Raw genomic sequence first — 23,284 nt, forward strand, 5'->3', positions numbered from 1 at the left:
GGTCGGGGCGACACCCACCGGTGCACGTTGCGGTCAGAAATGGGCGCCGATGCGCATCTGGAAGGCGCGACCAATAAGCGCCTCGTAATAACGGCCCACGCTATAGATGCCTGCATCGCGTGGCAGGGCATCGGTGATGTTGTTTACCACGAAGCTGGTTGAGAAATGCTTGGTCACGGCATAGTCGAGTGAGAGATTGAAATAGGCAAAGGCAGGCCGTTTGTTGCCCTCAAAGCGCGTGGCCGGCACCTGCAGGGCAACAACGCTCGGGCCATACCAGATGGTTTGCCATTGTGCACTGAGCGGCCCCCGTACCCACGTGGTGTTGAGCGTGAAATTGTCATTGGGCGCAGCAATATTACCCGAAAGCAGATAGGTGCTTCCGGCATAATTGCGCGTGCTTTTGACATAATGCACGTAGTTGCCCCGAAGGTCGATCACCCCTGAGTTCTCAGGCAGACCCAGACGGGAGAGGGGGGTGTTGTACTCTATCGTCGTCTGAAGGGCCTGGGTGTCGTAGCTGGCGATATTGTAATAGCCGGAGCGGAAAGAGGAAATCTGTCCCGATGAATCCCGGGTGAATGTCGAGCAGAAGCGATTATTCGGGTAGATGCCGGTGTCGTAACACGCATTGAGCAGATCATTGGCACTCAGATAGGTGATGGCATCAGAAACCCTGACATCCACGAATGAGGCTTTGACATCGAACCCGCGTATGAAATGCGGCCTGAATTCAAGGCTGCCCGTATAGCTTTTGGAACGCTCATTGGAGAGATTCCGGTTCCCCCCGGCTGTACCCTCAACGCCGTAGGAATTGAAGTTCGAGACAAAATTCTGCGGCAGTCCGGCGCGTGCGCAATTGGCGGCTCGCAGGGCTGGGTTGGGGCCAGACGCAAGGCCTGTATCGGAACAGGGATCGACACCGTTCTGATAGGTCGAGGATTGAGGGGAGTAGAGTTCACCGATCGCAGGGTTGCGCACCGATACAGCGTAATTGCCACTCAGACCGATATCACGTGTGGGCCACCAGGCGGCACCGGTCATATAGGTCCAGTAAGCGCCGGTGATACTGTTATAGGTTATGCGCCCATTGGCTGTCAGGGAGAGATGATAGGCGCCCGGGAGGTGCATTGTCGGTGAGATCAGGGGGATATCGAGTTCGCCGAAGCCTTCATGTGTATGATAGGCGCCACCCGTATAAGGAATAGAGGCATTGATCCCGTAAGGAAGATAGCTGCCGTCGTTCTGCTTCCAGCCAAGCAGATAGGCACCGGGGTCGAAATGATAGGCCTCACGTCGATGTTCGTACCCCAGATCCCACCGTATCGCCCCTGCTGGCAGGGTCGCCACGGTCGAACTGATTTCGGCCTGCAAATCGCGTTGCGTGTTACGATTGGTCGAGCGTGACTCTGCTGTGACGTAGTCGCGCGCGGCCGGCGTCATCTGGTTGTAGCCAAACGGGTTGAGCGGAGCGCATACCGCGCTGCGCGTGGCGATCGGGGCGTTCTGATAGCCGGGGGCACATTCGATCGTGCCATCAGCAGCGGTTACGGCGTTCAACGCGTTGACAAGATTGGGAATAACGAGTGACGGAGCCGTCGTGGCATTGGTATTGCGCGTATACTCGCCTTGCAGCTTCCAGTTGAACTGACGATTGAAGGCCCGGAAATCGCCATTCAGCCCGCCCTGAAAACGAAACATCTGCGATGTGGTGCGAAACAGGCCCTGATCGAGATCCTGATTGAGGCGGTTAAGATAGAATGTATCGGTTGGCAGGCCGTTTTCGGCCAGAGCCTGTTTGATCGTGCTCTGTTCGGCACCTGTCAGAAACGGGTTGCTGGTGCTCAGAGCGAATGCACCAGTCGTGACACCGTATTGATAATAGCTGCTGCTATAGGGCCCGGCATTATTTGCCGTCAGCGCATCGTTGAAAAGCGTGCTGCTCCATGTTCCCTGACCCACCTGGTTTTCTGCGCTGCCGCGTGCGTACCAGCCTTGCCAGTGGGCGTGGATGTGCGGATCAAAATCGTAATGGCCAAGCAAGGTCAGATTGAGCTTGTCGTTTGGCGTGACGATCTGGTTGTAGTTGCGCAGGGAGATACCATCGCCCCCTACGGCCTGAGCCGTGTCGCCCTTGAGCAAGGTCCCGGCATTGAGCGGCACGAGCGACTGGCCGTTCTGGCTGAAGGTCAGGGGAATACCATTGGCATTGGCAATGCCGGAGGCAGCGAGGCCAGCCCAGGTCGCACCATAATTGCCGCCATACACGGGAAAGTCGCCATAGGCGCCGGTCAGGGACGGCATACCGGTGAGCGATGCCTGGATGAAACGCAGGTCCGGACCCAATACATAGGTGTATGGGGATGTTTCACCCAGTGCGGGCCGGTGATAGACAGCCGCGTTGGCGCCGAACACATCCGGACGATCACTGCCTATGATACCGGCCTGATTGCGATATTCGACATCGAAGACCAGGCCTCCCTTATCGTGATCGAAACCGGTGCCGGCCTTGAACGCGATCTTCTCGCTCGCCGCATCGAGCTGTTGTGTCCAGCCGCCCTGACCGTCAAGCGAAACACCCTTGTAATGGTCATCGAGCGTATAGTTGATCACACCAGCCACAGCATCAGCGCCATAAGCTGCGCCAGCACCGCCCAGACGGGTATCCACCGACTTGATGAGCGAGGTCGGCAACGTGCTTACGTCAACCTGTGAGCCCGATCCCACACCGTAGATCGAAGCCGTAGCCCCGCCGCCCATGCGCATGCCATCAACAAGGGTGAGGGTACGCTGCGAACCCAGATTGAGCAGGCTTACAAAGGACTGCCCGGCACCAAACATGTTCTGTGTGCCGAGTGAGGAATTGTCAGGCACGCTGACGGCAGGGTTCTCGCGCAGGAGCGCAAGGCCGAGATCGGTATAGCCCCGGCGGCCAATCTGTTCGCCACTCAGTGACGATCCGGCCATGACATTGGTCAGACGTGATTGCGTCAGGCGCGTGCCGGTGACGAAAATCGTCTCTGCAGGGGACGCTTTCTGCTCCGCGCCCACAGCCAACGCGGCGCGTTTTGAGGGCACGGAACGGGACAGGCGATTTTTTTCGCTTGTCGATTGCTCTGCCTCGCGTTGCTGTTGCCGCAGCTGGGTTTGCTCCCGCTCCCGCAGGGCACCGGATGTCTGCTTGTCCTGAAAACCTGCTCCGGATTGCCCGGTGACCTTTTCGGACGCCGAAGCAGAAAGCGGGACAAAGGCCATTGTGCCGGCGGTCAGGGTAAGCAGGAGACGCCACGACCATGTGGGGGTGAGAGCACGTGTCTTCACCCTTGCGGGAAATGGCATCAAGAACACCCCATCGCTTGTGCGCCGTTATCCGGCACATCATGTCCGTTTGTCTGTCGTCTCCTTGCGCTACACCGTGCGGCACAAGTGCTTTCGCCGGGTGATTGCGTGACGCAACCGGGTGAGAGCTCTCCCCCACTATTATCCCCGCGGGCGAAAGGCGACGAAGTATCGCGGTAATATTCTGCGAATATGTCACGCTGTTGTACAATGGCAACAGCACGTCGCGCATCATGCCGTCATGTTTGATATTGTTGTTAAGTTTCCAACGTACCAACCGCGATATGGAGATTATTTAGGGGACAGCCTTCACTGTGCCTGCCATCAGAAGGGAGGCAATGCGCCTTAACCCGAACACGATAAGGCGAGCGCGACCACGCTGGCGACGTGCCGCACCCCCGTAAGGCAGGTTTCACCTTGCAAGAAAAGTCAGCTTGCCCTCTGCAGAGGCAGGAGGTCGGGCAGGGCTCACTGGAAAGGCAGATACCGAGACGTGACGTATACGATATTGCTGAATGTGGTTGGATAGACCGGGCCGCCCTTGCCATCCGACCCCCGAGAGGCAAACTTGCGGATATGGTTATATTGTACGCCTCCCATAAGGCGGCCGTAAGTGCCATCAAGGAAATACCATCAGCCCTCCGCCGTCATGGAAAGCCAGGGTACGGGTCTGGGCGGTGCATATTCCGAACTCGATGGAGCAGCCAGCGAGATTATGGTCTTTCACCCCGTAGTCATATTACATGCTGTCGGCGGCGCTATAGCTTCTTTTGCTGCTCGTCTCGACACCACCATAGAGATAAACCAGCACTGAGGGATCTGGATGCCCAATCAGGCCGAGCGCGCCACGAATCTGAGGGATGGGCGAGAGACCGCCCTGACCGTTGAAGGTGACATCAGGAAGCTCGGACGCACCATAGCGACCAGTATCCTGACCCGCGATGACATTCCCCGTCAGCGGTAGATCAGGCGTGAACAGTGATGTAGTCATTCCGGCGCCTACACCTCCCCCGAACTTCGTATCCTTGAGGCTGCAAGCGTTTCCGCGAGACTGAATGACCGAACGGAGCCAGCGGCCAAGGTCGAGAACCTCGTAATGCCCCGGATTAGCATCGACGGCTCCTCTCACGATGACATCAGGGATCGGATTATTGGTATATTCTGCACTCGGATTGAGCAGCAACTCCCCTATATCCTGTTGGAGAACGCGTGGTCCCTGTGTGTAGCCTTCGATCTGCACGGAGTTGGTTGCTCCCGCCGCCCCGCCAGGATCGGGCTCGATATAGGCTTGCAGGCAAATATGCTGGACGGACTTGGTCTCCGGAACTCCCAACAAAGTGCAACTGTAATGCTTGGTCAGCGTGCCTCATCGCTCTCTCGTCGCTCTGCTATGATCCGTGCCAGTGAGAGACCACTATCGGACAAAAGTGTAGCCTGACGGTAAGAGGCGCCCCCGTGTCCATCGGTCACGATGACGGTCGCGACGAAACTGGCGGCATGCCTCTGGTCACCGCTTGCGGCAGGCAGGGCGGGGAGGTTCGCGCGGGCCAGCGCCTGTCGGGTGACAGGGTCGGAGATCGGGGCGTGAAGTTCCTCAGGCTGGACGATCGAGAGATGCGGCCTCGCGCGAGCCAAAAGCAAAGGTGTCACGCCGGGCACAAGCGCGAGCTCATCCAGCGACTGGAACGGGGCATGGGGCGGCAGATAGCGTAACCCAAGGGCAAGATAGCGCTGTCGCTCATTCGGGTCCTGCGCCTGGGCCTGCCGACGCCATGACACCATCTCCCGGGCGATCATTGCCGCCTGATCGGGCGTTGCACCGCACTCCACGAATAGCGCAGCGAGAAGTGGCAGGGGGGCAGTATTGGGGTTGATCGTAGCGGCCTGACTTTTGAGGCTTATACTGAGCTTCAGACCATCAATCCGGCTGACATGCGGTGTGCCATCAAGTGGCCAGCGTGTGGCGATTGGCCCGCTTTCGTGAAAGACTGCGCTGGCGATACCGCCTTCAGCGAGGGTCTCCATACGGGCCGTGTCGCGCAGCAGCCGTGTTTCACGCAAGGCCGAGCCTGCGCTGGCGATCGTCATGGCCGTCAATAGTGAGAGCCCCGCCAGCGCCCAGAGCACGATCACCAGCGCGAAACCGCGCTCCTGTCTTTCCCATGCTGGCTGCCTCGTGTTCACCGATCCAGACCGAGTTTCTCGCGCAGGCGTTTTTGGGGGTCGGCGCTGCCGGTCGTGTGCATCGACTTCATCTCGTCTGGTACATCGGCAGCATTGGGGTGGGTGTCGCGCAGATCCTCCATCAGGTTCACCGCATCGCGCTGGTCGTGGATGACATGGGGTGTGATCAGGATCAGCAATTCGGTGCGTTGACGACTATTGTTCTGGCTCCCCGCCAGAAAGCCCAGAACCGGGATGTTCTTGAGCCAGGGGATACCGATATTGGCGCGGGATGAGTTCTCGGTGATGAGCCCGGCAAGCCCCACTGTCTGCCCGTCCTGCACGACCACACGCGAATTGACGGAACGATCATTGAAAGTGGGATTGGCCGCGCTGCTGGTGTTGCTGGCTGCATTGGAACTGACAGAGCTCACCTCCTGTGACACATCCAGCGTGACGAGGCCGCTCTGGCTGACATGGGGGGTCACCTCCATGATTACGCCGGTAGGCTGATAGGTGAACTGGTTATAGACGGAAGTTCCGATTGTGCTGGATTGCGAGCCGATCTGCACGGGTACCAGCTGCCCGACCTGAAGCCGTGCAGCCCTGTTATCCAGCACCATGAGCTGAGGCGAGGACAGCACATGCACCGTGGTTACATTTTGCAGGGCATCGATAGCAAACGGCGCACCGCCACCGCTTGCCCCGCCGATGATGAAGCCGGGCAGGGTGTGGCTGAACGCGGCTGTAGCGAGTGTGCCGGCCGTGATGGTCTGGCTGTTGGTGCTCAGCACGCCATTGATGCCGCCGGATTTGAAGAAGAACTGCGTGCCGTATTGCAGGGCATCATTGAGCTGCACCTCGGCCACAACAGCGTCGATACGCACCTGAAGCGGCATGACGTCGATACGTCGCAGCATCTGCTCGATCGTATCGCTTTCCTGATCCGTGGCATGAACCAGAATGGCGTTATGCTGGGCGTTCGAGAGGATACGCAGTGTGTCGGTATTGTGGTCTCCGCCGCCTGAGCTGTCGAGCCCACCCAGAAGCGGATTGTTGAGAGACGCATTGCCGCCAGCCTGACCTGCAGGGGCTGCCGTGTTCTGCCCTGTCTGACCAAAGGTGGTCGTGCCGGTGCCCCCCAGACCTCCGCCCAGCCCCCCCCCTGTAAGGCCGCCCCCATTCAGCCCCCCACCGGTCAGCCCTCCGCCGTTCAGGCCGCCCCCATTCAATCCCCCTCCCATGCCGGTCTGTGCTGTCTGGCTGTTGCCCGAACCGGGCGGTGTGGCTGTCACATTATCCGGGGTGAAGGCCTGCTGAAGCGTATAGGTCACGTCATTGACGCTTGAATTCTGCACATAGAAAATATGCCAGCTTCTTACAGTTGCTCTGCGATGCTGCTCGATGACAGAAAACAGGCGTCTGGCATCCTCGATATAGCGCGCGTTGCGTGCCACCACGAGCACGGCATTGACACGTGCAAGGGGAAGGACGTCCACAAGCTTCGAGAGCGAATTACCGGCCCCGTGCAGCGCTGATTGCAGCGCGCCTGCCATGTCCTTCGCATTGCCTGAGTCGACAGGTAAAAGCGCATAGGACTGGCTGCTCAGCCAGTCCACATCGAAAGCATGAATGACCTCGACCAGCGCGTTGCGGGCCGAAGGGTCTCCGCTCACCATCAGGGCATTGCTGCTGTCTATCGCTGCAACGCGAGCGCCACCCTGCACGAAGGGCTGCAAGGCATGGGCGAGAGAACTGGCCTGTGCGTAGCGCAGCGGGACCATCAGGTCGCCACCCATCGAGAGGCTGTCAGCCATGCCCGCCAGCGCACCCTGCGCGGCACCCGGTGCCGACTGGCTGGGCACGACACGATACAGGCCGTCACCATGCACCAGCACAGCATGAACCTGCGCCAGGATCACCTGCAGCGCTGGCAGAAGCTGGGCATTGGTCAGGGGTTCGCTGGTTCTGAGCGTCACCTGTCCATGCACGGCAGGATCGATAGCGTAATTGACGTGCAGGATGTCGTTGAGAATCTGCGAGACGGCATCGCGCACATCCGTATCGGCAAAATTGAGCGAAACCTGACCGATACCTTCTGTGTCGCCGCTTCCGCGGAGGGTGGGAACGTTCGGGCGAGCGAGGCTGTAGCGCGCCTTGCCGGTTGGATCGGCCGATGAGAGGCGTCCCTCCTGCGGAATATCCTGCAATCCACCCAGCGGCATCGGACCCCCAAGGGGTTTGGGTTTGGGCACCGGCTTGTCGCATCCGGTCAGGCCAAGAGTCAGGCCTGCGGCCAGAGCAGTGAGGCCAAGACGCAGGGAGGCCTGTCTGCGGGCATCCTGTCTGCCGTGTGACAGAACGTGGGAAGGAAAGGCGCGGGGCAGAACGATCATTGCGGCATACCTGGTGGAGGAGTGTCAGATGAGGCAGGAGGGGCGAAACGCGAGAGCTCATCGCGCGAGAAGGTTTCGGGCCGGTTTTCGCTTCGAGGAACATGATCAGGCGTTGACGGTGCGGATGACCGGTCACGATCGGGGCGCATCAGCCTGTCCTGACCGGCCTCGCGAATGGTGATGGTGCCTTTTCCGATCGCAATAACCTGCCAGTTACCAATATGACCCTGCAACGGTACGATAACGCCACGTTCCTGACCCGGTATCATGAAAATGGCACGGCTGACTCCCCCGTTTTCGATAATACCTGTCAGGCGGGGCGTACCAGCCAGGGCATTGCCAGTCGGGGAAGGGCGTCGCGTCGGGGCAAAGAGTGGGCGGGCGAGGCTATGGTCCTGCCAGGTGGCCCGATCGGCTAGCGTGGGACCGGCGCAGAACCCGGCACGGGGTATCATCAGAAAAGCACAAAGCATGACGCCGCGTACGGGCAGGGGGGCTTTCATGGGGCTGTTTCCTTCGCGAGACGGGCCGGTAGCGCCATGTCACGACGATAGGCAAAGACCCCCATGTCGCATGACAGGGCATCGGCGCTGCGACCCTCATCTTCGGATGCATGGAGATGAAGCCCGTCCACGACGAGGGCAGGCGAGGCTTGTGCGAGGTCAGTGAGAAAGTGAATCAGGGCTGGATAGGGGGCAGACAGCGTGATGTGCAACCCGATGCGCCGGTAACTGCCTTCCCTGATTGGGGCGAGCGTCTCGCTGCTGCTGATTTCGATGCCAGACTGGCTCGCGAGATGCGCCAGTTTGTCCTGCAATGTGGCACTCGCCATGGTGTCGCTCGCACCATCGATCAGTTGCGGTGCCGATGACGGACGGTGCGCTGCAGATTGACGCAAATGGGGCAGGATTTCCTGCAGATGGGCCATACGCTCCGCCGTTTGCTGTGCCAGGGCAATGCGGCTGGCGTACTGGCTGTAAAACCCGATCAGTGGACCGACGATCATCAGCCAGACAAGGGCGACCGCCATCAGAAGGAGCATGAGGGCCAGCACGCGTCCCCTTCGCCCTTCTGGCAGATCATGAGACAGACGCATCAGCGCTAATGGGAGCCGTGTCCTCATGGTCTCGCTCCGGTATGGGGTGTGCCAACGGGATGACCAATTTCCGCTCGTATTGAAAACGCACTGGCATTTTGTCCTGCAAGGCGCGTGACAGGCGCGATAAAGCCCGGATTACGAAGAACTGGCGACGTGCCAAGCCCCTGTATCAGCCCAGCGGGATCACGGGATTGCCCGCTAATCAGCAGTTGGCCCTGCTTCAGGCTCAGATCGGTCAACCACGCGTCATCAGGCAACAGATTGGTCAGGGCGGCAATGATCTGCATCGGGTCACCAAGGCGTTGCCTCGCCCTGTTCACGATCCCTTCGCCCATGCGCCTGTCTTCAATCGTGCGACGCAACGCACTGGCCTCCAGCGCCGGGCCGCGCAGCGCGTCAATCTGGCGTTCATATCCTGAGAGAACACGCGATTGATGCCACAATAGACCCAGCAGAAGGCAGGCGAAAAGAGTGCATGCGCCGAGAGGCAATGCAAAACGTGGGTCGCTCAGGCGGGTCACGAGAGGACGCGCAACAGGCTGTCTGATCAGGGTCTCTCCGGTCTCATCAGCAATGGCTTGCGGATGAGCTTCCAGCAGGTGGAGACGCTCGAACAAGGGGCGTAGCGATGCCTGGGGAACGACGGAGAGACGGAGCATGATCTGTCCGAGCGCCTCGTCGCGCCTGAGTACGATAAAGTCCCAGTAAAGCGCCTCGGCATCGAACGGCGTCAGGCGATCCATTTCATAGGCGAGAATGGCCGCGAGGTCCTGTTCCGCAGCGAGGGGAAGGGTGACATCGCGCTGCATGATGCGCCCTGCCGGCAGAACAAGCCTGATGGCAGCATGGCGTGCCTTGCCTTTGCGCAGGGCGCGATATCGCGCGCTGGTCTCAAGATCCAGCGTTTCCGACTGCCCTAGCGTTCCGATGATGATCCGGCTGCGCGCCTCGCGCAGATAGAGTGTCAGGGCGTCGTCAGTGGCGACGGCCTCAACCACCGGGCGTTGAACGGCGGCAAGTGCTGTCGTGACACGTTCCGGCAAAACGGCCCGGATCTGGCGCCACCACCAGACAAGGAAAGGCTGCATCACCATGTCTCCTTTTCCTTCAGCTTCACGGTAGAGGATTCAGGCGGGGTGCCACCACGATATCGGGCCAGTGGCGCGCATCGCCCGGCGCGAACACGAGACGCAGGCGCACCAGCTCGGGCAGGGTATTGCCATACCATGTCGGGCTCCAGTGCCCGGATGCGTAATAATGCCACTCCACGCCCTCGAGACCGCTCAGCAAGACCCGTTGTTCCACAGGCGTCGGGGGTTCGATCACATGCCGATAGGCTGACCACTGCAGCACGAACCGATGCGCGTCATCCACGAAGAGCGCCATGTTTGCCCGTCCTCCGCCGGAAATTGCCTCAGCCTGTGTTTGCAGGGCATGGGGCACGGGGCCACGCCATGTGAGGCGATGGTTCGTGCCCACAAGGAGCGGCCCCTCGCGTCCATTGCCTGCATCGGCATTGGCAACCACCTGCCTTACAAACCTGTCCACTGCATCCAGATCATCCTGCGCAGCCAGGGTCTGGCGTTGCTGCTCGAACAGGCGCGTGGCGGCGTCGAAACCCTGGCGCAGGACCAGCAGCACCAGAGAGAACACGACCAGAGCGATCAACAGCTCCAGCAAGGTAAACCCGGCCGCATCATCACGGCGCGGGGTCATGGTGTGCCCTCCGCCGGACCGGAACACAGGCTGCTTAGGGTGACGGCGCGCTGGCCGGAAAGGGTAAAGGCGTCAGGCCAGGATTCCGTTACGGTGACGTGGTAGAGGACAGTTCCTCCACGATGTTCCAGTGGGGTCATGGTGACACGCCAGTGGAAATGATGTCCGTCCTCGCCGCTCTGGGTAAAAGCACCGGGGGTCATGCCGTGACCGATGGCATCGAGATGTGACCGCGCCCGTGAGAGAGCCTCGCGCGTGGCGGTGGCGACGTGTCCTGCCGCAACGCCATCCAGCATGCCGCGATAGACGACCCCAAGCGCCAGCGCGACGATAATGAACGCAATCAGCACCTCAATGAGCGTAAAGCCGTCTTCGGAGGAAGGATGCGCGCCCTCCACCTCCATCATCCGCCGTGGCTTTCGATGGCACCGGTCAGCCAGTTGACGCCCAGTGTCATGCGGCTCGCCCCCCGGCTGAGCCCGAGCACGGGGCCGGATGCGCTGCCATCCGGGTAGAAGCGGAACACGCTCCTCGTATCTGGCGTGATCGTAATGGCGGGCAGGGCTCCCGCAGCTGCCGAGGTGGAGACATAGCTTCCGGAAAGCGGGTTGATATCGAGCTCCTGGGCACGCCCCGTATAGAGCGCGCGGGCATGGGTCTCGCGCATCAGGGCGGCGATCTGTCGCGCCGCGTTACGCAGTTCGAGCCGTGCAGGATGCGAGGCGCCGTGTTGGACCACAATGGCGCCAATCATGCCCAGAATGACCAGCACGACCAGCATCTCGATCAGGGTAAAGCCGGACTCGGCCTGCGCTCTACTGGGCAAGGTCATTCAGGCTCAGCATGGCGAGGAGAAGCGACGAGACGATGCCTGCCACCATCAGACCCATGACGATGGTGATGGCCGGGACCAGAAGGGCAACAAGGCGCTGAATGGCAATGCGGGCCTGATCTTCGTGAATATCGGCGGCCCTGAGCGCCATGGGGCCGAGGCGTGCGGTTTCCTCACCCAGTTGAAGCAGATGGATCAGCCTTGTCGGAAAAATGCCAGCGGCGCCCAGTGTTGCTGACAGCCCCGCGCCCGAACGTGCACTTTCGGCAGCTGTCTCGATGGCGGCGCTGGCGGCCTGATTGCCCAGCGCGTCACGCACGATCCCCAGTGCCGGAAGCAGGGCAATGCCATTGACCAGCAGGGTGCCGAGAATACGGGCAAACCGCGCGGCCAGGATTTCCGAGACCAGACGGCCGAGCCCTGGCATACGAAGCAGCAGGCGGTCGGCCGGGCGGCGCAGGGCCGGGCGCTGCATGGCCAGACGCAGGCCCATACCTGTCAGAAATATGATGACCAGCATGGCCAGGCCGTAATGACCGATGACAGCGCCTGCCTCCGTCAGAAGGCGCGTGGAGGCCGGCAGGGTCGCGCCATTCTGCTCGAAAAGCGGCGTGAATTGCGGCAGGACCTTCGTGAGCAGCAACGTGACAGATCCGATAGCCGTCAGGGTGAGGATAGCGGGATAGATCATGGCCGATTGGACGGTGCTGATCAGCGCGCGCTCGCGCTCGAGCAACCCGGCGAGCCGTTCCATGGTGGGGGCCAGATCTCCCGTGGCCTCAGCCGCCCGCACCATGCCGATATAGAGCGGGGGAAAACCACCCCGGCTCGTGGCAAGTGCCGAATGAAGCGCCTGTCCGTCACGGACCCTGTCCCGAACATTTTTCAGGACGCCACCTATGCGGGGGGATGACGTGGTCTCGATCAGAAAACGCAGGGCACGATCCATATCCTGCCCTGCATCGAGCATGACAGCGAGTTCGCGTGTCAGATTGGCCAGCTCAACGCGCGTTACGCCGTGTCGCCTCAGGCTGAAGCCCTGCGCGCCAGAGCGCTGCATGGTTCCTGTGCCAGACGCGGGCGCAAACCTCGTGCGCCCTTTTGCGCCTTTCTCCGCGACACCGACATGAATGGGCATGTAGCCCTGGCGTCGCAATTTCGCGACAGCGTCTTCCTGCGTGTCGGCCATGAGGATGCCCTGTTGCGGGGTGCCCTGCCGGTCAATGACCCTGTAGAGGAATTCTGTCATGAAAGGGCTGCGCTCGCCACACTCAACCGACAGCGCGCACGCTACGCATGACTTCCTCGATGGTGGTATGGCCATCGACGGCTGCACGAAGGCCGGAATCAAAGAGGGTTTCCATGCCGGCTGCGACGGCTGCACGTTCTATCGCGAGATGATCGGCTTTCTCGAAAACGAGTTTTTCAATGGCCTCATCGGGTTCGAGCAGTTCTGCGATTGCAAGCCTGCCCTTGAAGCCTGTATGGCGGCAGGAAGCGCAACCTGCCGCATGATGAAGGGTGATAGGCTCCCCCGGGGCAAAACGATCAAGCTGCAATTCCTGAACCAGAGCCGCAGGTGGCGTGTAGGGCGTCTTGCATAGAGGGCAGAGGCGACGCACGAGGCGCTGGGCCAGAACACCACGCAGCACTGCGGTCATGAGATAGTCCTCTACCCCCATGTCGCGCAGGCGTATGATGGCGGCGGATGCTGAATTCGTGTGCAGTGTGGACAGAACCAGATGCCCCGTCAGAGCCGCCTGCACGGCAATCTGGGCTGTCTCCCGGTCGCGTATCTCGCCTACCATGATCACATCGGGATCCTGACGCAAAATGGCGCGCAGCAGGGCGGCGAAATCCAGTCCGATCTGCGGTTTGACCTGCACCTGATTGATGCCGCCAAGCTGATACTCTATCGGATCCTCGATCGTGACGATCTTGCGCGTGACGGCATTGAGATCGGACAGGCCCGTATAGAGTGTTGTGGTTTTTCCCGATCCGGTTGGCCCGGTCACCAGAACGATGCCATTGGGCCGCTCGAGAAGCTTGCGCAAGCCCCCGACAATGCCGGGTTGCAGCCCCAGCGTGGCGTAATCGAAGACCGCGCCCGACCGGTCGAGAACGCGCAGGACCAGTGTCTCGCCATAGAGAGACGGAATGGTGGACACACGAAAATCGACTTCATGCCCACGCACGGCAAGCTTGATCCGTCCATCCTGGGGCAGGCGTCGTTCGGCAATATCTAGGCGCGCCATGATCTTCACGCGTGAGAGCACGGCGGGCACAAGCTGGGCCGCCAGTGTTTCCGCCTCATGCAGGATGCCGTCATAGCGATAGCGCACACGCAGCCTGTCCTCGAAGGGCTCGATATGGATATCCGAAGCCCTGGTCTCGACCGCACGATTGATGATCTGGTTGACCAGACGGATCACGGGTGCTTCCGAAGCCAGATCCTTCAGCCGTTCGGCGTCGTCTTCAAGAGCATTGCCCTCTGCCTGTTCGGGTTCCGCCTCGCGGCTTTCATCCGGGTAGAGGCGGTCGAGCGCGGCTTCGAGCTCGACTGGAAGGGCGGCATGGGTTGCGATGGTCAGTCCCGTCGCCGCCTGCAGGGCCGCAGGCGTGAAACTGTCCAGCGGGTCGCGCATGGCGAGAGCCAGCGTGTTTCCCTCCAACGAGAGCGGCACAACATGCGCATCACGCAGGAAACGTGTCTTGAGCTGCCCGGTCAGAACCGGATCAGCCGGATAATGGTCAGCACCCGCAAGAGGAATATCGAGCAACTCAGCATAGGTTCTGGCCATGAGCGCTTCTGATACCAGACCCAGTTGCAGCAGGATCTGGTCGAGGCGACCACCGCTCTGCTCTGCGGCACGTGCAGCGCGGTCCAGCCCTCGATGGTCGCAATATCCTCTGTCGACCAGCAGGGAAGCTAACGCCTCGAGACGGCCGTCATGCTGACGCTCAGCCATAGGTCTGTCCGATGATTTCGAGCAACCAGCCGCCCCACAAGGCAAAGGCGAGCCCAGGGCCGAACGGGATACGCGTCTGTGCGCTGAGGCTGGCTTTTCGCGTAAGCCACACGCCGGCCAGTGTCACGACAGCGCCCACAAACACGATCTCGGGCAGGATGAATGGTCCCAGCCATCCGCCTCCTGCGGCAAGCAGCTTGGCATCGCCACCGCCAAGCCCGTCCCGCGCCCGCAACTTGCGATAAAGCAGCGCGACGCCGCCAAATGCGGCCCAGCCCAGCAAGGCAGCCAGACTGTGCAGATGAAACTCGGCGCGACCATGCTGCGCTGCGAAGGCGAGCCCGATACCGAGCAAGGGGAGAGTCAGGTAATCCGGCAGGGTTGAGCTGCGCAGATCGATGGCTGCGAGCAACAGCAGCCACCAGCCAAACAGGCATCCCTGAATCATGAGGTGCGACAGGTCGAGACGATCCGGCGCCATATGCACGGCCCAGTCAGCGGCTCCCGCAACGATCAGGGCCGCGACTTCCATCGCCGGGTGGAACGCATCGATAGCCGACTGGCAATAGCGGCATTTGCCACGCTGTATGGCGTAGCTGACCAGCGGTATGAGATCGCGGGCGCCAAGCACGCAATCGCAGTTCGGGCAGCGTGACCGGGTAAAGAAAGGCGAGCGCCCCTCTGGCAGCCGCCAGGCAAGCACACCGAGAAAGGACCCGATGAACGGCGAGGCGATGACGAGGCCTGTATGGAGAGGGAGCGCGAAATTCATGGGGGCGTTCAGGGATTGCAGATCATGGCAGCGCGATCGCTCGTCGCTTCATGAGCGCCCTTTGAGCAGAGGTCATAATCATGGCCCGGTCGTTCCGAGGGGTTGCTGTAGATATAAGGGTGGTGCCACGGGTCCTTGGGATCAGCATTGTCCTTGAGGTAAGGCCCGTTCCAGTTCTCGGCGTCCTGCGGGCGTTCGATCAGCGCGTGCAGCCCGTCTTCAGTGCTGGGGTAGCTTCCTGTGTCGAGACGATACAGATCCAGAACCTCGCCTAGCCGCTGAATGGATTGATGAGCGACGGAATTGCGCGCGCCACCCAACTGACGCAATGCGGCGGGGGCGACGAGACCGATCAGCAAACCGAGAATGGCAATCACCACCAGCAATTCGAGCAGCGTGAACCCGGCCTCGTCGGTATCGGAGGGAACGCCGATATCTTTGCCTTCGGTTTGGTCGGGCCGCTGCGTGGTCCGGACGGGCCATTCGCCTGTTTTGGCGCAACGGGGCTGTGCTAGCGTGTCAAAAAGGCGCATCAATAATGTGTCCGATATGAAAAGCCCTGAATAAGGGAGGAGTGTAGCGCAATATGGCCGTGGCGTATGCGAGCTGCATGATTTTTGTTGCTTCCCTGTACCATTTGCCACCCAGGGTTCTTCCCGCAATTCTGGGGGTGGAAAATGGTCGCAATGGCATGGTGCGTCATAACAGTAACGGAACGGATGACCTCGGCGTGATGCAGGTCAACACGTTGTGGCTTGGGCCTATTGCGCAGTTTACCCATGCTACGCCGCAAAGCGTTTACCGCAATCTGCTGACCCAGCCCTGTTACAATATCAGCGCAGCGGGGGCCATCATGCGCCTCTATCTCAATGAATCTCATGGTGATCTCATGCGAGCGGTCGGAAATTACCATTCCCATACCATCGCGCTCAATCTGGCGTACCAGCAGCGCGTGCTGGGTGCGGCACGCCTTCTGTTCCAGAATGGCGATCATTGAGCGTCCGTTCAATGATCAAGCCCGGTGACGTGCAGGGTCTCGACCCATGCCGGGGCATCCTGCGCAAACAGCGAGATGTGCGTGCTGCCTTCATGGGGGAAGATCAGACCCGTCATCCGTAACTCGCCGTCATTGGCGAAAATCTCGACAGAGGAACGGTCCACCACGAGGCGCAGGGTGATGGTGTTGTTGTGCGGGAGCAATGAGGCAATGTGGATCGGACTGAACTTGCCTGAAAAATCGGTCACTCCGGAATGGGAGCGATCCAGCGACAGCAGGTGACGGGCAAAATCATAGCTGATGCGCGTCCCTTCCTGACCATCTTCAGATTGACGCACCGTAATGCCTGCCTGCCCCTTGCCGTCGCTGTGCAGGGTCAATGAAATATCCTCTACCTCGTGCTGCACGGAGAGGGACCAGACCCCACCTGCGGCCAGCGTATGACCTGCCCAGCTGCGGGAGGGAGAGCGGGCGATGAGCGCGTCGTATTCAGGTGTCGGAATCTGATAAAGATGCGGCTTGCCACGCAGTGTCCTGAGCGAAAGCGCAACCGGCAAGGTCATCTGGCCCCGCCAGGGTGCGGTAGGAAGCTTGTCAGCATAATCCCAGTTGCTCATCCAGCTGATCAGGCGGGGCGACAGACCTGCCGTGTTGGCAATGCGTATGGCCGCGTAATTATCGGCTCCATGATCGAGCCAGTGATAGGCCGATGGGTCGGCCCCTTCAGGAGGGAGAGGATCGGCTGTGAATTTCGTGCCGTCAAAGCGGCCTGTGAAATATTCTACCCCGGATCCCCCGGCAATGCTCCAGGGATTGACGCTGACGATCATCACCCAGCGGGTGTCCTTACGGTTTCCATCAAGATCGAGCGGGACGAGAGTGGGCATCTCCCACAGCATGCCGGGCTTGCGATAACCGTTCGGCTGGAAATCACTCAGAAAATCCCAGTGCTTCAGGTCGCGGGAGCGGTAGAGCTTGACCACCTGCGCATCGGCGACGACGGTCGTCATGACCCAGTATTGTCCCGGCGCGTACCAGATCACTGACGGATCACGGAATTGTCGTGAGTCCGGAGACAATGTCAGTATCGGGTTGCGCTCGTGGTGCTCCCAGGTCGCGCCGCGATCAAGACTATAGGCAAGTGACTGTGCCTGCGTACCGTCAGGGTGGGCCGGATCCTGTGAGAAGACAGTGGTATAGAGCGCAATCAGTGGCGGAATGTGGTTTTTGCCCAGACCGGAGCGATTATCTCGATCCACTACAACTGACCCTGAAAACATGTCACGCCCGGGCGAAGCAGCGAGCGCAACGGGTTCCTCATGCCAGTGCAGAAGGTCATGGCTGGTCGCGTGGCCCCATGAGGTATGACCCCACACCATACCATCCGGATTATACTGATAAAAAAGATGCCATGTCCCATCCAGCCAGAACGGCCCGTTGGGGTCATTCATCCAGTGCGCACGAGGAGAGAAATGCAGGGCGGGACGCCATTGCGGGGTCTCGCTCGCGGTACTCGAGCTATTGCCTGTTGGCTTTGAAGCCTGCGCAGCGGCGGGACAGGCAGTCATGGCCGCCAGAGGCGCGATGAGCCCGGAGAGCGCGCAAAGTATTGCGCAAGGAAAAAACCGTTTATGGCGCTGTGACATCATCACCCGGAGCTGAGGATACCCAAAGGAAAGTGATCGGCCTGCGCGGGGCAGGCCGATCACCGGACGCTTATTGTTGTGTGGTCAGGAAGGCTTTCATGCGGGCATTCACATCCGGGCCGATCTGCTTTTGCTGGCTGATCAGATCCTGAATGAAACCGACGATATTGATATCGGCGCGATTGGCCGAAATATCGCCGTACCCACCAAGACCGTTATTGCCATAGCGTGTGTCGACAATCGACGCATCGCCACGGATGCGAACCTTGACGGTCGGTGACAGCGCACCGCCACGACGTCCTTCAACCGTGTCGATGAAGGATTCCACGAGCCCGCCCGGCATGACGTAATGCGAGTAGGACTGGAAGGCGCGCGGGTTCTGGTCCGGATTGGCATCGTAGTCGGTGCCAGCCGCAATATTCAGGTTGGTCGGGTTGCCGAGCATAAGCCCGCTTCCGTAGTTCATGGGCTGGAAATCACTGCGGATGCCATTGCCGACGAAGCCATAGACACCGTCAGGTCCGTCCACACCGGCCGCATAGGTCGTGCGATGGCTGATGGTGAAGATGTAGTACTTTCCGTCCTTGATATACATCTGGGGACGTTCGGTCTGATCGTTTACGCAATTGGCTTCGATCAGCGGCGACAGGAACTTCCACTTCGACAGGGAGCCATTCTCGGCGACTGCCAAACCAATAGCCGCCTTCTGGTAATATGCACCCGTGTTCAGCACCTGCTGAACGGTCTCGGCGTGTGGGTCATTGGCGCGATAACCCAGATCCTCGGCCGTGCAGTTGGCAAGCCCACGCTCACCGGGCGTGTTGCCTTCAAACACCATGTAGTTGGTGCCGGGGTGCTGGGGGTCCTCGAAAGTGAACGGATCGCGGAAGTTGTAATACGGGTTCTGTGCGCCATTCTGATAGAGAACGCCGTCGGGGCGCAGAAGCGGCGTGTGCTGCGTGAAGCCCGTAAACCAGACATGGTTGAAATCGGCATGGATCTGGCCAAGGCTCTGGGTGATCACCGCCTGTGAGGGGGTGATATCCTGACCCGCTGCATTCCGGTTGAATGCCATATCGGTATAGAACAGCGACACCTTGTTGCTCGTGGGGTCGAGCAGACGCATCGAGCCGGACCATTCGGCGGTGATGGTATAGGTCGTTCCGGCAAAAACCTGTTCCTGCGCCCCTTCTGGAATCAGGTGTCCACCATAGATCCAGCCCCCATTGGTCGGGCGACGGCTCGCCGGGATGCCTGCGCGGCGGTAGAAATAGCCGATACGGGCATGGGTGTGACGGTCATCGAAGCCATAGCCGGCGTTCTTGTCGGCGGTCAGGCAGAAAATGACTTCCCAACCGTTATAGCTGAACTGATTGGCTTTCTTGTCGATGAGCGTCCAGGTGTCCCAGACCCAAACATCAGGGTTGGTTGCCGGAAAATCGGCGGGGACATCAGGCATGACGAGCTGCTCGGGAAGCGAATTCTTGCCTGCACCGGCCGAGGTGTCGGATTGGGCCTTGATCTGCATGGCATCGGCACGCGTCCATCGTGCCGTGAAGCTGTCCTGCGGGTCGTAGGCTTTCTGGGTGTGGATGGTGGGCAACGGGAAGCCGGGCACGCCATTCAGCGAACTGCCCGGATACAGTTTTGCGCCATGCGGCATCATGCCGGGGCGGGGCGCAACGCGGAACGCCTCACGAAGGGCGTCGGGGTTGAGCTGGGCAAAAGCCGCCTGGCTGGTGAATGTTGCGACCATCGATCCGGCCAGCAACAGATTGAGCATCGCTCTCTTTCGGAACCTGTTTGCCATGTCACCCTCGAATGATTTCGTCATGAGGCATGGCAGGAACGTTACTGCTCCGTCACGCATCATGATCCCGTGTCTCGTGCCCTGGTGGCGTTACATTCCTCCAGCGCATCGTTAACTGGTCACAAAAACGTTATGAGAGTCAATTCTTAATTAACGACAGATTAATGGCAGAAAGATGTCTATCTTGAGACCGGGCAGCAGCAGGGAGTATTCGGCTCGGCAAGTCCTGCGAGAAAGATAATAATCAATGTAGTGAGTCATATTTGTTTATAATTGCATTAATAGGAAAATTTTTGGTGAAACATTTTTTGTGAGCGTCTGTCACTGTCGTGACACTGATATCGCTCCGAACGACGTGGATAGTGCTGTTACTCACCGTGCACCAGACGGTAGCCGATGTTGGTCACGGTGACAGAGGTCATCCCTGTTTTTCGGACGGGGGCGCAAGATATAAACCGGCTTGGGAGAGGACGGGTTTACAGGCAAGAAATAACGCTCGGGAAACGTTCGAGATATTTTCAGGCGTCTTCCGGTCGGCTTTTACGACCAGTTGTGTGACAACGAATTTGCTGGTCCGGTTGATGGCAATGACGAGATAGGGCTTGCCCTGAGCAGTCTGGACCTCCGCGATATCAAGATGGAAGAACCCAATCGGGTCGCGTCTGAAGTGCTGTCGTTGGGGCTTGTCTCCCTCAATGGCTGGCAGCCGTGAGATCTCGTGACGCTAAACACAGCGATGAAGAGCCGAATATGTCAGATAGGGAATGCTGGCTTGCAGGGGACAAGGGCAGTCATCCCTCGGCAGCAATGTATGGCGTCGAAACACTACAATATCGCCTTGTCCGTCTCGGAAAGGACTGTTGAGCGCCATTTCTTGGGGCCGGTTTTCTGATCCGCAACCGTCCGATGCTTTCGCTATTTCACAATGGTTTCCGGGACGATGCCTGACGCCTCGCTCAGCGTCGGGAGCGACGGCTGCGATCCCTGTATTGCTGCTCGCACTGTGTACATGGTCGTGGGCTCCCATGACGTATCTGTCCCATAGGGCTTCCATGCTCGCGAAACGACACCATCAAAACACGGGACCTGACAGACAGGGTCACGAGGCCCGCCAGAGCGAAGTTGGGCGTCATGTCAGATCCTCTTGCGGGCCGAAATGAAACCGAGGCACAGCGCAAAACCCATCATGCCGAGCGCGCAGTAGAGACTGTCCAGCATAGGTAAAGCTCCCAGAGTGAGGGGAGCGTTATCCCGCCGGGGGCGTAGTTATGACAGAGGAAGAGACCTCATGCCGTATAGGAATCTCATAGGAGAAATACCGCAGGATACGGGCCGCCCAGGCGAAACTCGGGAGCGAGGGTGAGCCTTGGTCAGTGACATTTATCCGGACGCACGCCGATGCACGGCCACACCGATATGGGCGCACGGTTCAGCAGTATGGCTATTCCGGAAAAGGGGCGTTGTGACGCAGGGAGGCGTTAACGAACGTTCCGGTTGCGGCCTTGAAACAGGTAAACCAGCACTGTCATGATTGGGAGACGCAGCCTGGGATGCGCTGTGCGCGATGTGTTTCTCTTCCAGCAATCATGTAACAGCTGTGGCAGGAATGCCCGGGAAACCTAAAATATGGGATGTGCCGGATCATAGGGTGAACTTGCCACCCTTTTGGGCGTGATAGGATTACGGTGGCGCAATCAAGGCTACCGATCACAGGGGCTCGCCATGAATCTCATTGTCATCATCATCATCGTTCTTCTTCTGCTCGGCACATTCGGGGGCTATGGCGGCTGGTATGGCACGGCCTGGACCGGTTATGGCGCTGGCGGCGGCGTCGGACTGATTGTTCTTGTTCTGCTGATTCTTATCCTTATGGGCCGCCTCTGACAGGTCATCCCGTATTGATCGGACGGGATATGGGCGGGGGAGAACTCTCTCCCCCTGATCCAATATCACGGCAGGTATCACGGCAGGTCGCCTTTCAGATCTTCTGCCTGAGTGTTGTCGGATTGAACCCGGTATGGGCCCGACACAACGTGACAAAACTCGTCACGCTTTCATAACCAAGCATGAGCGCAATTTCGGTAACTGGTAGTCCGGCTGCCAGAAGCTGGCAGCCCCGTATAATGCGGGCGATCTGCATCCATGCCCCCGGCGACAAGCCGGTTTCGGCATGGAAACGACGCGTGAAGCTCCGCCGGGACAGACCACATTTCGATGCAAGCTCATCGAGCGACAGTTTTTCCTCACAATGGCGGGCCCACTCCGACAGCACAGCGCGAGTCAGGGCATGACGCGGCATGGGCAAAAGTACGGGGCTCGCAAGATTGCTTTCAATTTCATCACGCATGACGGCCAGAAGATGATGGTCAATCGGGCGCACGAGGCAGGGGGCCTGCAGATCGCGCTCCCAACGTGACATCAGCGCTTCCATCAGAGGTGTCGCGGTCAGGGCAGCAGGTTCGCTCGGCATGAGCGCCTGGGCGAGAGAAGCGGAGATATAGAGCCGGCACCCATCGACCCCGGCCATGTCGCCACCATGGGTCATGTAAGGTGGAACCCAGTAGGCCTGACCGGCGGGGATCATCCATCGCGCCTGTTCGGTAGCCGTAACAATATGCCCCCGCCTTATCAGACCGAGTTCACCGTGCGGGTGCCGATGAAGGGCAATACTCTCAGTGCGATCACGATCGCGGTCGAGAAACAGATCAGCCTCGCTTCCGATACGGTCGATCAGCAGGGGTGCGTTTATACCCATTATGGCCCGATCCTGTTGGTACATGCCCTGATCATGTTAGCGGGCCAGCGACGCGCTGGCGATACTGGCTGCATGAATACCGTAAAGATGTGTCTCAGGACGCTGCGGGAATGGCTCGCCATCCTGCTGCCCCTTCTCCTGCTGGCTGGCTGCGCCGGAACGCATGTGGCGTCCGAAGTCACGGCCAGTGATCCTTTCCTACTGCCACCCCATCAGATTACCCTCGTGATCGATGATGAGAGCGTGCCGCCCCGCAAGGCCGATCGTGCCCGGCGTCATGACGCAGCCGTGGCGACAACCCGGGTGGCACTGATGAACGATTTGCAGAAAATGCTGTCTGCCCGTCATCTTGCTGTGGTGGCATCGGGACAGCCCGCCGATATGACCCTGACCTGCACGCTGACCAAAATCCGGCCCGGAAGCACCGTGGCGCGCCTGCTGATCGGCTATGGTGCGGGCAAGGCTGAGCTTCAGGTCAGGACCGTTCTGGCGGAGGCGGGCAGTCGACACACGCCTTTGCTGAGCTTCGTCACGACCAGCACCACGGGCGCCATGCCGGGGGCAGGTATTGGCGTGGCGTCGGCTGCGTCTGCAGCGGGGACAGCCGTGCATATGGCAGGGCCGTTGCTGGGTGTCCCCGGAACCCTGCGTCAGGGGCTGGCGCAGGAGGCTCAGCAGACGACAGATCGCATCGACGAACGATTGGCCGCGTATTTTCAGGCTAGAAACTGGCCCTATCCGCGCCCGCCAACCTCGTGGCTCTCACGCCTCTGAAAAGCCCTGCCTACAT

General features: G+C 59.8%; 20 protein-coding genes and 1 pseudogene. 3 read left to right on the forward strand and 18 right to left on the reverse strand.

Annotation, left to right across the window (positions count from 1 at the left end):
- Positions 1-33: 33 nt before the first annotated feature.
- From ACWNRM_RS05335 to gspG, 14 genes are all read right to left on the reverse strand, one after another.
- Positions 34-3,339 carry a TonB-dependent receptor domain-containing protein gene (locus ACWNRM_RS05335; protein WP_485172159.1) on the reverse strand — a complete coding sequence of 1,102 codons (3,306 nt, stop codon included), beginning with the start codon at positions 3,337-3,339 and terminating at the stop codon, positions 34-36.
- A gap of 739 nt (positions 3,340-4,078) precedes the next feature.
- Entirely contained in the window at positions 4,079-4,675 is a 597-nt protein-coding gene (locus ACWNRM_RS05340) for a hypothetical protein (RefSeq protein WP_485169714.1), read from the reverse strand.
- A gap of 20 nt (positions 4,676-4,695) precedes the next feature.
- A complete protein-coding gene (locus ACWNRM_RS05345; protein ID WP_485169713.1) occupies positions 4,696-5,523 on the reverse strand; it encodes a type II secretion system minor pseudopilin in 828 nt (275 codons plus the stop codon).
- Positions 5,520-7,898 (reverse strand): type II secretion system secretin GspD, encoded by a 2,379-nt coding sequence (gene gspD / locus ACWNRM_RS05350; RefSeq protein WP_485169712.1) that lies wholly within the window; start codon positions 7,896-7,898, stop codon positions 5,520-5,522. The genes ACWNRM_RS05345 and gspD overlap by 4 nt, the downstream gene beginning before the upstream one ends.
- Positions 7,895-8,401 (reverse strand): hypothetical protein, encoded by a 507-nt coding sequence (locus tag ACWNRM_RS05355; protein WP_485169711.1) that lies wholly within the window; start codon positions 8,399-8,401, stop codon positions 7,895-7,897. The genes gspD and ACWNRM_RS05355 overlap by 4 nt, the downstream gene beginning before the upstream one ends.
- Positions 8,398-9,021 (reverse strand): type II secretion system protein GspM, encoded by a 624-nt coding sequence (gene gspM / locus ACWNRM_RS05360; protein ID WP_485169710.1) that lies wholly within the window; start codon positions 9,019-9,021, stop codon positions 8,398-8,400. The genes ACWNRM_RS05355 and gspM overlap by 4 nt, the downstream gene beginning before the upstream one ends.
- Positions 9,018-10,091, reverse strand: coding sequence for a PilN domain-containing protein (locus tag ACWNRM_RS05365; protein WP_485172160.1), 1,074 nt, complete (start codon positions 10,089-10,091; stop codon positions 9,018-9,020). The genes gspM and ACWNRM_RS05365 overlap by 4 nt, the downstream gene beginning before the upstream one ends.
- A gap of 19 nt (positions 10,092-10,110) precedes the next feature.
- Positions 10,111-10,713, reverse strand: a complete 603-nt coding sequence (locus tag ACWNRM_RS05370) for a prepilin-type N-terminal cleavage/methylation domain-containing protein (protein ID WP_485169708.1) — start codon at positions 10,711-10,713, stop codon at positions 10,111-10,113.
- Positions 10,710-11,120 (reverse strand): type IV pilus modification PilV family protein, encoded by a 411-nt coding sequence (locus ACWNRM_RS05375; protein WP_485169707.1) that lies wholly within the window; start codon positions 11,118-11,120, stop codon positions 10,710-10,712. The genes ACWNRM_RS05370 and ACWNRM_RS05375 overlap by 4 nt, the downstream gene beginning before the upstream one ends.
- Complete coding sequence (locus ACWNRM_RS05380; RefSeq protein ID WP_485169706.1) at positions 11,117-11,545, reverse strand: prepilin-type N-terminal cleavage/methylation domain-containing protein; 429 nt, start codon at positions 11,543-11,545, stop codon at positions 11,117-11,119. The genes ACWNRM_RS05375 and ACWNRM_RS05380 overlap by 4 nt, the downstream gene beginning before the upstream one ends.
- On the reverse strand, positions 11,529-12,794 hold the full coding sequence (locus tag ACWNRM_RS05385) for a type II secretion system F family protein (RefSeq protein WP_485169705.1): 1,266 nt from the start codon (positions 12,792-12,794) through the stop codon (positions 11,529-11,531). The genes ACWNRM_RS05380 and ACWNRM_RS05385 overlap by 17 nt, the downstream gene beginning before the upstream one ends.
- Positions 12,795-12,816: 22 nt before the next feature.
- Entirely contained in the window at positions 12,817-14,514 is a 1,698-nt protein-coding gene (locus ACWNRM_RS05390) for a GspE/PulE family protein (RefSeq protein WP_485169704.1), read from the reverse strand.
- Entirely contained in the window at positions 14,507-15,286 is a 780-nt protein-coding gene (locus ACWNRM_RS05395) for a prepilin peptidase (RefSeq protein ID WP_485169703.1), read from the reverse strand. The genes ACWNRM_RS05390 and ACWNRM_RS05395 overlap by 8 nt, the downstream gene beginning before the upstream one ends.
- Positions 15,287-15,294: 8 nt before the next feature.
- The gene (gene gspG, locus ACWNRM_RS05400) at positions 15,295-15,819 is read right to left on the reverse strand and encodes a type II secretion system major pseudopilin GspG (protein ID WP_485169702.1); all 525 of its coding nucleotides are present in this window, start codon (positions 15,817-15,819) and stop codon (positions 15,295-15,297) included.
- Between the two features lie 53 nt (positions 15,820-15,872).
- Here gspG and ACWNRM_RS05405 point away from each other — a divergent pair, with 53 nt between their 5' ends.
- Positions 15,873-16,283, forward strand: coding sequence for a lytic transglycosylase domain-containing protein (locus ACWNRM_RS05405; protein ID WP_485169701.1), 411 nt, complete (start codon positions 15,873-15,875; stop codon positions 16,281-16,283).
- An 8-nt stretch (positions 16,284-16,291) separates the two neighbouring features.
- Here the strand turns inward: ACWNRM_RS05405 and ACWNRM_RS05410 are convergent, their stop codons facing one another.
- The 3 genes and pseudogenes from ACWNRM_RS05410 to ACWNRM_RS05420 form a co-directional block, all read right to left on the reverse strand.
- Positions 16,292-17,851, reverse strand: coding sequence for a glycoside hydrolase family 32 protein (locus tag ACWNRM_RS05410; protein WP_485169700.1), 1,560 nt, complete (start codon positions 17,849-17,851; stop codon positions 16,292-16,294).
- Positions 17,852-17,999: 148 nt separating this feature from the next.
- A complete protein-coding gene (locus tag ACWNRM_RS05415; protein WP_485169863.1) occupies positions 18,000-19,739 on the reverse strand; it encodes a glycoside hydrolase family 68 protein in 1,740 nt (579 codons plus the stop codon).
- Positions 19,740-20,262: 523 nt separating this feature from the next.
- A pseudogene (locus ACWNRM_RS05420) lies at positions 20,263-20,782 on the reverse strand (transposase family protein); the annotation flags it as partial.
- Positions 20,783-21,461: 679 nt separating this feature from the next.
- Between ACWNRM_RS05420 and ACWNRM_RS05425 the strand changes: the two are divergent.
- Positions 21,462-21,623 (forward strand): DUF3309 family protein, encoded by a 162-nt coding sequence (locus ACWNRM_RS05425; protein WP_023978831.1) that lies wholly within the window; start codon positions 21,462-21,464, stop codon positions 21,621-21,623.
- Positions 21,624-21,717: 94 nt separating this feature from the next.
- Here ACWNRM_RS05425 and ACWNRM_RS05430 read toward each other — a convergent pair whose 3' ends face one another.
- Positions 21,718-22,494, reverse strand: coding sequence for a helix-turn-helix domain-containing protein (locus ACWNRM_RS05430; protein WP_485169699.1), 777 nt, complete (start codon positions 22,492-22,494; stop codon positions 21,718-21,720).
- A gap of 87 nt (positions 22,495-22,581) precedes the next feature.
- On the opposite strand from ACWNRM_RS05430, the gene ACWNRM_RS05435 reads away from it, so the two are divergent.
- Positions 22,582-23,268, forward strand: coding sequence for a DUF4410 domain-containing protein (locus ACWNRM_RS05435; RefSeq protein WP_485172161.1), 687 nt, complete (start codon positions 22,582-22,584; stop codon positions 23,266-23,268).
- The last annotated feature ends 16 nt before the right edge of the window (positions 23,269-23,284 follow it).

It is taken from the genome of Asaia sp. A2 (assembly GCF_057319415.1).

Excerpts from the sequence above, each read along its gene's own strand:
- ACWNRM_RS05335 (WP_485172159.1), bottom strand. The coding sequence starts at position 3,339 with ATGCCATTTCCCGCAAGGGTGAAGACACGTGCTCTCACCCCCACATGG.
- gspD (WP_485169712.1), bottom strand. The coding sequence starts at position 7,898 with ATGATCGTTCTGCCCCGCGCCTTTCCTTCCCACGTTCTGTCACACGGC.
- ACWNRM_RS05355 (WP_485169711.1), bottom strand. The coding sequence starts at position 8,401 with ATGAAAGCCCCCCTGCCCGTACGCGGCGTCATGCTTTGTGCTTTTCTG.
- gspM (WP_485169710.1), bottom strand. The coding sequence starts at position 9,021 with ATGAGGACACGGCTCCCATTAGCGCTGATGCGTCTGTCTCATGATCTG.
- ACWNRM_RS05365 (WP_485172160.1), bottom strand. The coding sequence starts at position 10,091 with ATGGTGATGCAGCCTTTCCTTGTCTGGTGGTGGCGCCAGATCCGGGCC.
- ACWNRM_RS05370 (WP_485169708.1), bottom strand. The coding sequence starts at position 10,713 with ATGACCCCGCGCCGTGATGATGCGGCCGGGTTTACCTTGCTGGAGCTG.
- ACWNRM_RS05375 (WP_485169707.1), bottom strand. The coding sequence starts at position 11,120 with ATGATGGAGGTGGAGGGCGCGCATCCTTCCTCCGAAGACGGCTTTACG.
- ACWNRM_RS05380 (WP_485169706.1), bottom strand. The coding sequence starts at position 11,545 with ATGACCTTGCCCAGTAGAGCGCAGGCCGAGTCCGGCTTTACCCTGATC.
- ACWNRM_RS05385 (WP_485169705.1), bottom strand. The coding sequence starts at position 12,794 with ATGACAGAATTCCTCTACAGGGTCATTGACCGGCAGGGCACCCCGCAA.
- ACWNRM_RS05390 (WP_485169704.1), bottom strand. The coding sequence starts at position 14,514 with ATGGCTGAGCGTCAGCATGACGGCCGTCTCGAGGCGTTAGCTTCCCTG.
- ACWNRM_RS05395 (WP_485169703.1), bottom strand. The coding sequence starts at position 15,286 with ATGAATTTCGCGCTCCCTCTCCATACAGGCCTCGTCATCGCCTCGCCG.
- gspG (WP_485169702.1), bottom strand. The coding sequence starts at position 15,819 with ATGCGCCTTTTTGACACGCTAGCACAGCCCCGTTGCGCCAAAACAGGC.
- ACWNRM_RS05405 (WP_485169701.1), top strand. The coding sequence starts at position 15,873 with ATGGCCGTGGCGTATGCGAGCTGCATGATTTTTGTTGCTTCCCTGTAC.
- ACWNRM_RS05410 (WP_485169700.1), bottom strand. The coding sequence starts at position 17,851 with ATGACTGCCTGTCCCGCCGCTGCGCAGGCTTCAAAGCCAACAGGCAAT.
- ACWNRM_RS05415 (WP_485169863.1), bottom strand. The coding sequence starts at position 19,739 with ATGGCAAACAGGTTCCGAAAGAGAGCGATGCTCAATCTGTTGCTGGCC.
- ACWNRM_RS05425 (WP_023978831.1), top strand. The coding sequence starts at position 21,462 with ATGAATCTCATTGTCATCATCATCATCGTTCTTCTTCTGCTCGGCACA.
- ACWNRM_RS05430 (WP_485169699.1), bottom strand. The coding sequence starts at position 22,494 with ATGGGTATAAACGCACCCCTGCTGATCGACCGTATCGGAAGCGAGGCT.
- ACWNRM_RS05435 (WP_485172161.1), top strand. The coding sequence starts at position 22,582 with ATGTGTCTCAGGACGCTGCGGGAATGGCTCGCCATCCTGCTGCCCCTT.